Origin of the sequence: Sphingopyxis sp. RIFCSPHIGHO2_12_FULL_65_19, from assembly GCF_001830555.1 — a bacterium.
GTDB lineage: Bacteria > Pseudomonadota > Alphaproteobacteria > Sphingomonadales > Sphingomonadaceae > Sphingopyxis.
Map to the genome: position 1 here is coordinate 33,623 of NZ_MIAM01000027.1, position 12,065 is coordinate 45,687.

General features: G+C 61.7%; 12 protein-coding genes. 5 read left to right on the top strand and 7 right to left on the bottom strand.

Annotated features, from left to right (window positions below; genetic code table 11):
* Window positions 1-47: 47 nt before the first annotated feature.
* Window positions 48-1,790, top strand: coding sequence for an ATP-binding protein (locus A3E77_RS09050; protein ID WP_293645124.1), 1,743 nt, complete (start codon window positions 48-50; stop codon window positions 1,788-1,790).
* An 86-nt stretch (window positions 1,791-1,876) separates the two neighbouring features.
* On the opposite strand, the gene A3E77_RS09055 is transcribed toward A3E77_RS09050, so the two are convergent.
* Both A3E77_RS09055 and A3E77_RS09060 read right to left on the bottom strand, forming a co-directional pair.
* Window positions 1,877-3,112, bottom strand: coding sequence for a hypothetical protein (locus A3E77_RS09055; protein WP_293645126.1), 1,236 nt, complete (start codon window positions 3,110-3,112; stop codon window positions 1,877-1,879).
* 65 nt (window positions 3,113-3,177) lie between these two features.
* Complete coding sequence (locus A3E77_RS09060) at window positions 3,178-3,963, bottom strand: tyrosine-type recombinase/integrase (RefSeq protein WP_293645128.1); 786 nt, start codon at window positions 3,961-3,963, stop codon at window positions 3,178-3,180.
* Between the two features lie 215 nt (window positions 3,964-4,178).
* On the opposite strand from A3E77_RS09060, the gene A3E77_RS09065 reads away from it, so the two are divergent.
* Window positions 4,179-4,415, top strand: coding sequence for an EexN family lipoprotein (locus A3E77_RS09065; protein ID WP_293645130.1), 237 nt, complete (start codon window positions 4,179-4,181; stop codon window positions 4,413-4,415).
* Between the two features lies 1 nt (window position 4,416).
* Here the strand turns inward: A3E77_RS09065 and A3E77_RS09070 are convergent, their stop codons facing one another.
* Both A3E77_RS09070 and A3E77_RS09075 read right to left on the bottom strand, forming a co-directional pair.
* Window positions 4,417-5,226 carry a nucleotidyltransferase and HEPN domain-containing protein gene (locus tag A3E77_RS09070; protein WP_293645132.1) on the bottom strand — a complete coding sequence of 270 codons (810 nt, stop codon included), beginning with the start codon at window positions 5,224-5,226 and terminating at the stop codon, window positions 4,417-4,419.
* Window positions 5,227-5,606: 380 nt separating this feature from the next.
* The gene (locus A3E77_RS09075; protein WP_293645134.1) at window positions 5,607-5,942 is read right to left on the bottom strand and encodes a hypothetical protein; all 336 of its coding nucleotides are present in this window, start codon (window positions 5,940-5,942) and stop codon (window positions 5,607-5,609) included.
* Window positions 5,943-6,026: 84 nt separating this feature from the next.
* Here A3E77_RS09075 and A3E77_RS09080 point away from each other — a divergent pair, with 84 nt between their 5' ends.
* Window positions 6,027-6,953: a LysR family transcriptional regulator gene (locus A3E77_RS09080; RefSeq protein ID WP_293645136.1), complete on the top strand. Its 927-nt coding sequence runs from the start codon at window positions 6,027-6,029 to the stop codon at window positions 6,951-6,953.
* A 119-nt stretch (window positions 6,954-7,072) separates the two neighbouring features.
* Entirely contained in the window at window positions 7,073-7,840 is a 768-nt protein-coding gene (locus A3E77_RS09085; protein ID WP_293645138.1) for a sulfite exporter TauE/SafE family protein, read from the top strand.
* 197 nt (window positions 7,841-8,037) lie between these two features.
* Here the strand turns inward: A3E77_RS09085 and A3E77_RS09090 are convergent, their stop codons facing one another.
* Entirely contained in the window at window positions 8,038-8,589 is a 552-nt protein-coding gene (locus A3E77_RS09090; protein WP_293645140.1) for a hypothetical protein, read from the bottom strand.
* A gap of 190 nt (window positions 8,590-8,779) precedes the next feature.
* Here A3E77_RS09090 and A3E77_RS09095 point away from each other — a divergent pair, with 190 nt between their 5' ends.
* Complete coding sequence (locus A3E77_RS09095; RefSeq protein ID WP_293645142.1) at window positions 8,780-9,916, top strand: beta-ketoacyl-ACP synthase III; 1,137 nt, start codon at window positions 8,780-8,782, stop codon at window positions 9,914-9,916.
* A 58-nt stretch (window positions 9,917-9,974) separates the two neighbouring features.
* Here the strand turns inward: A3E77_RS09095 and A3E77_RS09100 are convergent, their stop codons facing one another.
* Together A3E77_RS09100 and hisF are read right to left on the bottom strand one after the other, a co-directional pair.
* Complete coding sequence (locus A3E77_RS09100) at window positions 9,975-11,057, bottom strand: calcium:cation antiporter (protein WP_293645144.1); 1,083 nt, start codon at window positions 11,055-11,057, stop codon at window positions 9,975-9,977.
* A gap of 231 nt (window positions 11,058-11,288) precedes the next feature.
* Entirely contained in the window at window positions 11,289-12,053 is a 765-nt protein-coding gene (gene hisF / locus A3E77_RS09105; protein WP_293645210.1) for an imidazole glycerol phosphate synthase subunit HisF, read from the bottom strand.
* Between the last annotated feature and the right edge of the window lie 12 nt (window positions 12,054-12,065).

The window sequence follows — 12,065 nt, forward strand, 5'->3', positions numbered from 1 at the left end:
CTGTGGCAGCTCGATCCATTTCTCGACCATATGACAGGGGCACGTGCATGAGCATTTTGGACTTCGCCGACGAAGACGCTTTGGGCTGCGTCCAGTCGGTCGACACCACAACCGTGATCGTGCGCGTCGACGATGTCGAACGGCTCCGCGCGCTTCAGGTCAATCGGCTCGTCGCGCTTCGAAGCAGCCTCGCGGGGCACAAGCTGATCGGCGTTATTCACAAGATTACGCGGACGGCGATCGAGGAATCGAAGCGCGCGGATGTCGAACAGGGCGAAGAAGCGCATCCCGAGCTCAATCTGGTTCGCATCACGCTGATCGGAACCCTCCTCGACAAGGATGGCGCACGCAGCAATGTGTTCCGCCGCACGCTTGAGACGGTCCCCGAGATCGACGCGCATTGCTTCGCGATGGAAGGCGAGCATCTCACGCGCTTCATGGGGGTGATTTCCGAAGTGACCGGCGGGGCGCAGCGCCTGTCGCTTGGAACTTATACGCTCGATCCCAATGCCGAGGCTTATATCAACGGCAACCGCCTGTTTCAGCGCCACGCGCTCGTCGTTGGCAGCACCGGCTCAGGGAAGTCCTGGACCACCGCGCGCCTTCTCGAACAGGTAGCCGAGCTCGACAGCGCGAACGCCATCGTTTTCGACATGCACGGCGAATATGCCTCCATGCAGGGCGACGGATTCGTCCATCTCCGCGTTGCCGGGCCGGGCGACATCGACGCCAGGAAGACGCTGGCCGACGGTGTGCTCCACCTTCCTTATTGGCTGATGAGCTACGAGGCGCTCGTTTCGATGTTTGTCGATCGCAGCGACCAGAATGCGCCCAACCAGGCAATGGTGATGTCACGCGCGATCATCGATGCTAAAACGCGCTTCCTGACAGCCGGAAATCACAACGAAATCCTTGCTAATTTTACGATCGACAGCCCTGTCCCCTTCGCGATTTCAGATGTATTGACCGAGCTCGACCGGCTAAACAGCGAGATGGTCGAAGGCGCGCGCGCGGGGACTGAGAAGCAGGGCGAGTTTCACAGTAAGCTCAGCCGTCTGATCCAAAGGCTATCTGGAAAGCAGACCGATCGCCGTCTTGGCTTCTTGTATCCGGCGGCGGGCGTCGCCGACGACTATGCCTGGCTCGACCAAGCGGTGACGCTCCTTCTCGGCGGACGTTCGGCGAAGGGCGGCCGCGGCGGCGTGAAGATCATCGACTTTTCGGAAGTGCCCTCGGACATTCTGCCGTTGATCGTCGGCATGGTCGCCCGGCTAGCCTTCCTTGTGCAGCAATGGAGCGCACAGGGTACCCGACATCCGGTCGCTCTTTTCTGCGACGAGGCCCATCTCTATATCCCGCAGGACGCGAACTCGGGCGCCGCCGAAAATGCGATAGCGACTTTTGAGCGCATCGCTAAGGAAGGCCGCAAATATGGCGTGGGACTCGTGGTGATCAGCCAGCGCCCTGCCGAGGTAAATCGCACCGTGGTCAGCCAGTGCAACAATCTCATCGCGATGCGCCTTACCAACGGCGACGACCAGAATGTCGTCCGGCGTCTGCTGCCCGACAGTCTCGGAGGCTTCGGCGACCTGCTCCCGATCCTCGATACTGGCGAGGCGCTTGTTGTCGGCGACGCCATCCTGCTGCCGACGCGCATCCGGATCGCAAAACCCGTCAACGAGCCGCTCAGCGGAACGATCGACTTCTGGGATCGCTGGGCCGACGGTTCGGCTGCGGCTGCGCTCGAAAAAGCTGTCGAGAGCTGGCGGCGCCAGACCTTGATAAAATAGCTTCTAGCCCGGAGATATGTCGGTTCCCGTATGAGACTACGGTTGCCGCCGCGGTCAGATATCCAAGTTGGCCCTAATGGTCCAGTTTAGGATTGGAGCCACTTGTCATAGACGGATTTTGAACTGGTTGGGATACTGCTTGGCTGGAGTGAATGGACGATTTCCCTGAACTTTGTCTTGCAGCGGTGATGCGAGGCAACACGCCCTGCCAACACCGTATGAGCCGAGACCACTTCGAACATCATTTGTATCTCGCGCGGCGAGAACCCCTTTATCATCTGCATATAGTAGAAGTCGGCTGAATTGGCCGTTCCATAGGGGTTGCCCACCGAACAGGTGACGACGGTCTCAACGAACTCGCGACGGACCGTCTCCGGGACTTGATGACCCTCAGAGAGTTTGGCGACGCGCTCCGCAAAAGGCGCCTCATTGTAGAAATTATTGATGCCCTGGTGGATCGTCATCAGGTTCTTGCAAGCTGTCGAGATCAGGGCGTGCCGCTCCGTTTCCGACAAAAGCCCGATGATCTTGAGGTTCTCGAAGAAGGCCTGTGAAGCCTTGAAGCGTTCTTGCTCACCCTTTGCCTGATATTTTTGGTGCTGATTGATGAGCAGCGAGATCGAACTGGGCGAAAAGGTTGTAGAAAAATGGCTACAGACGGTGATTGCCGTTACCCTAGAATGTTCCTCCTTGGTCGGATCGCAATAGATGCCGTGGAGCATCCCGAAAATTGCGTCGCGCTGTGCGTTGAAGGTCTGCGTGATGCGCTGACACCAAATCTGCATCTGCTCCTGAGAGAAGCCGGCGGCGTTGAGCGCGGTCATGAATTCCTTGATGTCCACGCCTGCAGTGTTTTGTTCGTCGCTAAGAGCGTGTCGACTGCACCGGTTCAGGAAGCTGATGAACTCATATTCATCGATATTCCCGATAACTGGATGAGCAGCAGAAAAATTATTTCTGATGTCCCGGCATTGATCGAGCATGAAGTAACCGGTTTCGGAGATAAGGTTCAGTTTCAGGCACAGATTCAGCAGTTCCGAATCTTGCATATCGAGCAACTTCTTCTCGTCGAAGTCCTTATCTATGATCTGCGGTATTATATGGATACCGAAGCGTCTAACTTTATCACGAAGCTCAACGACCGCTGCGTTCCACGCGTAGTTTATGGCGGAATCAAAAAGGCCGGTGGCGACTGCCACGCACATCCGCATCACACCCTCAGTCCTCAGATGTGGAGGAATGTTGCTCAGCAACTGGGGAAGGTTCTGCCAAGCGTTCTGGATCTGACTGTCCGATGCCAGCACCGAGCGATCTATGCCCAAGGCTGACGTTAGAGCCATCAACATGGGAGCCGAAAAAGTGGAGACTGTGGGAAGCTGCACGGGACTTAAGACAAGTTGGTTTGCCACAAGGTATCAACATCCTGCTCGAGCAGGTGGGTCGCAAAGCTGTGGCGCAATGTGTGCGGACTGACGCGCTTGCGGATGCCGGCGACCTCGGCGGCTTCCTGGACCGCGCGGTGTAGCTGCCGCGTCGAGACCGGATCGGTATAGCTGCGCCCCGGAAACAGCCAGCCATGGGGAAGCATGACGTTGCGACGCTTGCCCTCGCGCCACCACATCCTGAGCAGCTCCAGCAGCTGCGGCGAGAGCATCGCATTGCGGTCCTTGCGTCCCTTGCCCTGCTCGACGCGGATCAGCATCCTGGTGCTGTCGATATCATCGACCTTGAGGTGCGCTACCTCTGACACGCGCAGACCGGCGCCGTAAGCGACGCCGAGCGCCGCCTTGTACTTGATCCCCGGCGCTGCCTCGAGCAGCTGCGCCGCTTCCTCGACGCTGAGCACCTCGGGCAGCTTGCGCCGATAGCGGATAATCACCAGCGAGCGCGCCAGATCCCGCCGCCCGAGGGTCGCAGCGAACAGGAAGCGCAACGCCGAAACGGCCCCGTTGATAGTCGAAGGGCTGACGCCCTGCTCGTGCTGGTGCACCTGAAAGCGCCGAATATCCTCCGCCGTTGCCGTATCGGGCGGGCGTTCAAGGAATGCGGCGAAGCGTCGGACGTGGCGGATATAATCCTGCTGGGTGTGCCGACCCAGCCCGCGCATCATCATATCGTGCTGCATGCGCTGGCGAAGCGGGGTGATCGGGGCGTCGGTCGTAACAATAGTCATGGCAGGCTCCTCTTCGTTGAAGGAGCTCCATGATCTGCCCACTGTCGGCCTAGCTCAACGTCCCTGCGTCCCCTGCCACCTCAGTCCAAGGCGCCCATCCCGCGAAGCGGGTTAGTGCATGAGGCGCAAAGCCGACGGCGCAATCGACTCTCAATTCGGGTGCAATTGCGCTTTCGACCAAGGAAGATCTCGATATCTTTGCCTCCTCATCAAACATGGAGGATCCTTTGAAACCGCCCGTCATTCTGCTCCTCGCCGTTTGCCTTTCGGCCTGCGGTCAAAGCGAACCACGAAGCGTTCAATATTTCGAGGCGAACCCCGACGCTGCTCGTGAGGTCGCCGCCAATTGCAGGGACGGATCAATCCGCGGCGACGAATGCAGAAATGCAGATATCGCCTTGGAGGTCATCGAAGGTCGGGAGCGTTTCGCGCGTTTCCGAGGCAAAAAATGATTTAGGCGCCGACGCGAGCTTCCAACTCGACGATGCGCTCGGAGCAGATGGCATGGACGGCCCGGCCGAGTTTCTCGACACATCCGGCCAGCCAGAGGAGCTCCTCCTCACTGATGCGATAATGCTTCGAATAGCGGGCCTTCACATAGGCCTCCTTGAGTTTCTCGAAGCGCGATCGATCCGCTTTTACTTCGCGCGGCCAAGCATCGACCAAACGCATATCGAGGCGCTCGGCTTGCGTCCGCAGAAAGCCCAGGTTGTGAACGTGCGGCGTGTAGAACGTGCAGACCAGAAGCGCGCAGTGGTATAGCGTTTCAGTGGTCTGATGCAGGAGAAATGCGGCTTCCTTTGTAAATGATTGCTCGATCGCATCACTCGACAGCTTGGACTTTCGCAGGGCCGCCGGAAACCATTCGTCAAAATATTCCCGCGCCATCGCCAGCGCCTGCTCAGGCGTCTTCGGCTTCGGCTTGTGCAACTCCTTGTCGTCAAACTCGTAGAGCGCGATCCCGTCGCGCGCGACGTCCATGAAGAAATAGCGCCCGTGCGCGAGCCCGTCATTCACCTCCTGCAGCGTGTGAACGATGAAGTTGACCGGCGTGTGCAACGTCTTGTCGATCGCAAGCTCACGGGTCAGCCGATCGTCGAGCTTCGACCAGAAATCGATCTTGTCGGTCAGCCGCTTGTCGTTGACGATGATCAGCAGATCGAAGTCCGAGCGATAGCCTTTGGCGGTGTGCGGCTCATCGACCCAGCCGCCGCGCGCATATGGGAGGCAACCTACAGGATTTGAACCGGTGACCTTCGCCATCGGACAGTCGTCAAGATTGGTCTTGGAAAGGTCCGATCGACGAGCAGATTTGCGCGTGGACACGAGGTTTTTTCGCCCCTGGAAACGGTGATTGCTGGGTGATTGCTGGCCAATTTTTTGAGGTCAATATTTTGTGAAAAATCATTCTATTTCAATAGTATGATTGACTTGGCACATGAAGTCTGGTATTTCCGCTATCGCCGGATTTAGCCGCCCGCCCGGGGTACCGCAACAGGCCGTCTGGCCTTGCACGACGGGCGCGGCCTGATCCAGGCGCTGCGCACAAACAAATGGGGCGGCCTCTTTGCGAGGGCCGCCCCAGTTTCGTGGAACCGTCGGGGAGAGGGAGAGGACGGTCCGGAGATTGGTGACACTATGTCTTAGCGCGACGCCATCTGGCTGTCGGTTTCGACTTCGGCGACGCCGGCGATCTTCAGCGCGGCGCGAAACTGCTTGGCAGCGGCGCGTTCGTTGCCCGCTTCGCACAGCTTCTTGCCGGTCGAAACAAAGCGCTTGGCGCTCGACTGCTTGGCGCCTTCGACGCCGCTGGCGGCGACATGGGCCTGTTCGGCCAGACCGGCGCAACGATAGTCGCTAGCCGACTGGGCATAGGCGGGGCTGGCGGTGGCAATCAGGCCGGTGAAGGCCAGCGCCGACGCGGCAACGATGGCAAAAGCGGCGGGAAAGCGGCGATAAGGGGAGAGCTGATAGGCCATGGGAGAGAGTTCCTTTCGTTTCTTTGTGCAACCTTTTTAGTCGCGGTTGCGCAGATAGATAATCCTCTATAATCTGCAAGTGCTTTGAAGCAGGATTTAACAATCCCTCATGGGGCGCTCGACGGGATCGAAGCCTTCCTGCGTGTCGCAGAAAGGCGCAGCTTTTCTGCCGCCGCCGCCGATCTCGGCGTCTCCCCCTCTGCGATCAGCCAGACCGTCAAGGCATTGGAAGCACGCGTCGGCGCGCCGCTGTTCATGCGGACCACGCGCAGCGTCGGTCTGACCCAGGCGGGCGAAATGTTCCTGGAGCGTGCGGCGCCCGCCTACACCGGGCTGGCCGATGCCTATGAAGCCGCCCGCAACCTCGGCAACCGGCCCGCCGGGCGCCTTCGCATCAACCTGATGCGCGGCGCGGTCCAGCCCTTGTTCGAGCCGATAATCGCGGGCTTTTGCGACACCTATCCCGAGATCGAGCTGGAGATCTACGCCGACGACGCCTTGTCGGACCTCAGCGCCGGCGGCTTCGACGCCGGCGTGCGAATGGGTGAATCGCTCGATGCCGATGTCATCGCGGTACGTCTGACCGGCCCGTTCCGCTTCGTGGTCGCGGCGGCGCCTGCCTATCTCGACAAACATGGCCGCCCCGAAACGCCCGAGGATCTGCGTGGGCATCGCTGCATCCGCTTTCGCCTCGCAACCGGCGCGCTGATGCCGTGGACCTTTGAACGCGGGAACCGCGAATTCGACGTCGGGGTCACCGGGCCGGTGATCGTCAACGACTGGCTGGCGGCGCTGGTCGCAATGCGGACCGGCGTCGCGCTGAGCATGATGGCCGAACCGATGGCAAAAGCGATGGTCGAGACGGGCGAGCTCGAACTGGTGCTTACCGATTATGCCGCAGCGACGTCGGGCCTCTTTCTCTATTATCCTGGTCGCAAACAGGTGATGCCAAAGCTGCGCGCCTTCATTGATTATGTGCGCGAATATCTGCCGGACGAAATCACCGGCTGACCGCAAACGGCGCGGTCTGGCGCAGAAACAAATCCCTTGGCCGCCAGCAGAAAAATTGGGCTGGCGCGGTTCCGGGAAACCCGGCAGCACGTTCTCAATCAAAAGGGTTGGGAAGAATCATGATCGATTTCGCTGCTATCGACTTTACCGCCCTGTTGCCCTTCATCGTCATCGGTTTCGCCGCGCAACTCGTCGATGGCGCGTTGGGCATGGCTTTCGGCGTCATCTGCAACACGCTGCTGGTTGCGGTTCTGGGCGTCCCGCCCGCGACCGCGTCGGCGCGCATCCACGTCGTGGAAATTTTCACCACCGGCGCGTCGGGGCTCAGTCACCTGTTTCACCGCAATATCGACTGGCCGCTTTTCTTTCGCCTGCTCGTTCCCGGCATGATCGGTGGCGTGCTCGGCGCCTATGTGCTGACATCGCTCCATGCCGAGGTCGTGAAACCCTTCGTTCTCGGCTATCTCGTGCTCATCGGTGTCTGGCTGCTCGTGCGCGGCGTGCTTTATCCGCCCAAGATATCAAAGCCGAAGGTCGTGGCGCCGCTGGCGGTCGTAGGCGGCTTTCTCGACGCGGCGGGTGGCGGCGGCTGGGGGCCGGTCGTGACGTCGAACCTGCTCGTTCAGGGCGGCGAGCCGCGCAAGATCGTCGGAACGGTGAACAGCGTCGAATTTTTCCTCGCCATATCGGTGTCGATCGCCTTCATCTGGCACCTCGGGTTCGAGGAAATCCTGGGCCCGACGCTGGGGCTTATCATCGGCGGCGTCGCCGCCGCACCGCTGGGCGCCTATATGGCAAAGCGGTTTTCGCCCAAGGTGATGCTGATCATGGTCGGCATCGTCTTGACCGCAACCAGCGCCTTCGGGCTCTATCGCGCGCTGATTTGATAACAGGCCAAGCGCGGGTTTCGACCGGCAGTCGGACAGATAGGTTCGTCGGCTAGCGACCGATTGCGGGCATTGTTTCTTGGTCATCCCGGACTTGATCCGGGATCCATCGCGGCGCCGAAGTCATGGACCCCGGATCAAGTCCGGGGTGACGAGAGGGCGGAACGGACGTCCGCCCTCCACCCCAAGGCCGCCGCTCAATTCGCCGGTTTGGTCTCGTCGATCTTGTCGACCCATTCGGGATAGAAGCTCGGCTCACGCGCCGACCAGCCGGGTGCGGTCGCCGCGGCTTCGCTGATCGACTGGAGCAGCACCCGGCGCTTGTCGGGATGCAGGTGCGGCAACGACGCCGCGGCGCAAAAGGCGCCGGGGAGCCAGGGCCGCGCATGGGCGCCGAGCAGCCGCTCGTAAAGGAAGCGATAGGGCGCAAAGGCGTGCAGCCGATCCTGCCCCAGATCGAACGCCGACACCGCGACCAGCGGCGCCATGAAATGTTCGAGCGCGTCGAGCCCACTGTCGTCGGGGATATGGGCGCGAATATCGACGAGCCGCTGATAGACGCGGGCCTGCACGCGAATCGCGGTTTCCTCGACCATGTCGCGCGACCAGCGCGCGATCGCATCGTCGCGTTCGAGCCCGATGTCGAGTGAACGGCGGATATAACGCTGCGTTGCCGCAGGAAAGCTCGCAAATTCCTTGATTTCCGATATCGACAGGTCGCCTGCTGCCGGTCCCGAACGCGTCGCCATGGTCATGCTCCCGCACGGCGCCCGGGGAGCCATCCCCCCGGAGGCCTGCATCAAACAGTCTGCCACCAAAATGGTTAGTGGCCGGTTAACCATGTTGTCGGCGACGGTTCAGCCGATTGAGGAGCGTTGCGCGGCGCCGCGCCGAAGCCTAATCAGCGTGTCTTGAACCTATAAGACACACGAGAGCTCCATGTCGCACACACCGCAGCCGGTCATTTCGTCAACCGGCCTTTTCACCCCCGCCGAAGCCATCTCCAACGAAGAACTTGTCGCCAGTTTTAACGCGTATGTTGCGCTGCACAATAGGGAAAATGCCGACGCAATCGCGACAGGCGAAATCGCCGAACTGACTGAGTCCAGTGTGGAATTCATCGAGAAGGCGAGCGGCATCGGATCGCGCTTCGTCGTCGACAAGGCGGGCATCCTCGACCCGCGCCACATGGCGCCGCGGATCGCCGAACGCGGCAATGACGAACTGTCGATCCTCGCCGAAATCGGCGTCGCGGCGGCAAAGGACGCGCTCGCACGCGCTGGCCGCGATGCGGCCGACGTCGACGCCGTGCTGTGCGCCGCGTCGAATATGCAGCGCCCCTATCCCGCCATGGCGGTCGAAATCCAGGAGGCGCTCGGTATCGACGGTTTCGGCTTCGACATGAATGTCGCCTGCTCTTCGGCGACCTTCGGAATCCAGACCGCCGCCGACTATATCCGCGCGGGTCACGCGAAAAGCGTCCTCGTCGTGAACCCCGAAATCTGTTCGGGGCACCTCAACTGGCGCGACCGCGACAGCCATTTCATCTTCGGCGACGTCGCGACGGCAATCCTTGTCGAGGATAAGGACATCGCCCCTGACGGCCATTGGGACATTCTAGCAACCAAGCTCAAGACGCAGTTCAGCAACAACATCCGCAACAATTTCGGCTTTCTCAACCGCGGCCACGGCGGGATCGACCAGTCGGGACCAAAGAGCGACAAATTGTTCGTCCAGGAAGGCCGCAAGGTTTTCAAGGAGGTCGTGCCGTGGGTCGCCAACCTGATCGTCGAGCAGATGGAGTTGCTGGGGCTCGAAGGCAGCGACATGCGCCGCCTGTGGCTGCACCAGGCGAACACCAACATGAACCGCCTGATCGCGCAGCGCGTGCTGGGCCATGAAGCAAGCGACGACGAAAGCCCGACGGTGCTCGACACCTATGGCAACACGTCGAGCGCGGGGTCGATCATCGCATTTCACCTGAACCATGAAGATATGGTCGCGGGCGACACCGGGCTGATCTGCTCCTTCGGAGCGGGGTATAGCGCGGGGACGGTGTTCGTCCGGAAGACGTGAGACCACGCCGTGTGCCCCCGCGAAGACGGGCGCACACGGCCAAGGAAGCGTCGATGACCTACGGCACAAACGTCGTGAACAAATAGATCGCGAACAACATCAGGTGGATCACCCCCTGCAACACCGTCGTGCGGCCATTCGCCAGCGTCTGCACCGCCACGATCAGCGAAAGGAACAGCAGGACGGTCGACTTGGCATCGAGGCCGAGGCTGATCGGCAGGTCGGTCACGATCGACAGGATGGCGACCGCCGGGATCGTCAGCCCGATCGTTGCAAGCGCCGATCCCAATGCGAGGTTGAGGCTGGTCTGGAGTCGGTCGGCCTTCGCCGCGCGAACCGCCGCAAGGCCTTCGGGCGCGAGGATCAACGCGGCGATCAATACGCCAAGCACCGCGGGCGGCGCGCCCCAGTCCGCAAGCAAGGCGCCCATGACCGGCGAGAGATTCTTGGCGAGCAGGACGACAGCGATCAGGCTGGCAAGCAGCAGCGCGCTTGAAATCGCGGTGCGCCGGACGCTCGGCGGCGCGGCGTGCGCGTCGGGTTCATCCTGCGCGTCGCCGTCGGGAAGGAAATAGTCGCGATGCCGGACCGTCTGCACCAGCGCGAAGGTCGCATAGAGGATCAGCGAAACGACCGCGACGAAACCCAGTTGCGTCGCCGAATAAAATGGCCCCGGCACGCTCGAAGTGAAATTGGGGAGGACCAGTGTTACGACGGTCAGCACCGTGAGCGTCGCGAGCGCGGCACCGATGCCGGTGCGCTGGAACCGCTGTTCGTGATGGCGGATCGCCCCGCTCAAAAGGCACAGGCCCATCAAGAGGTTGAGGATCACCATCACCGCCGCGAACACCGTATCGCGCGCCAGCGACTGCGCCTTCTCGGGCTCCGCCTGCATCAATGTCAGGATCAGTCCGACCTCGATCACCGTCACCGCGAGCGCGAGGATGAGCGTGCCGAACGGCTCGCCGACGCGGTGCGCGATCACCTCGGCATGGTGGACTGCCGCCACGACCGCACCGGCGAGGATGAACGCGACCAGCCAGGCGTTGAGCGGCATCGCCAGGCTCGCCATCGCGGCAAGGAAGCCGAGGATCGGAAACAGGTCGTTGGTGCGGTCGGCGAGGCGGAATTTTGCGATCATCGGGCTTCTATTGCAGGCCGGTTCCGGCGTGACCAGTCCGAACGTCGAAAACCCTCCCCCTAGATGGGGGAGGCAGCAAGACTTGCCAGCTTGCCGGCTTAGTTGCAGCGGTGGGGGTGCGGTATCGGCCTGATGCCACGGTGCCGTGACGCGCCGTCACCCCCATCCAACTGCGCCTAGCGCCTGAAGGCACAAGGCTTCGTATCCTTCCCCCATCAAGGGGGAAGGGGGTCAATGCGCGCGGACGGGTAATCCGGCCGCGGCAAGCCGCGCATGGGCGTCGGCGATCGTCGCCTCGCCGAAGTGAAAGATGCTCGCCGCAAGCACCGCGCTCGCGCCGCCCTCGACCACCCCGGCGACGAGATGGTCAAGGTTGCCGACGCCGCCGCTGGCGATCACCGGCACGCTCACCGCATCGGCGATCGCGCGCGTGAGCGCGAGGTCGTAACCGTCCTTCGTCCCGTCGCGGTCCATGCTGGTGACAAGCAATTCGCCGGCGCCAAGAGTCGCGAGGCGGACGGCATGTTCGAGCGCGTCGATGCCGGTCGGCTTCCGGCCACCGTGGGTGAAGATTTCCCACCGACCATCAGCCACCCGCCGCGCATCGATACTGCCGACCGCGCACTGGCTGCCAAAGCGGTCGGCGATGTCGGCGACCAGTTCGGGGCGCGCGACCGCTGCGCTGTTCACCGCGACCTTGTCGGCGCCCGCGAGCAGCAGCGCGCGCGCATCGTCGGCGCTACGCACCCCGCCGCCGACGGTGAGCGGCATGAAGCAGACTTCGGCGGTGCGGCTTACCATGTCGAGCAGGGTACCGCGCCCCTGATGGCTGGCGCTGATGTCGAGGAAGCAGAGTTCGTCGGCGCCCGCGGCGTCATAGGCACGCGCCGCCTCGACCGGATCGCCCGCATCGCGCAGGTCGACGAAATTGACCCCCTTCACGACGCGCCCGTCGGCGACGTCGAGGCAGGGGATGACACGGACGCGAACGGTCATCTGCTCCCCTCC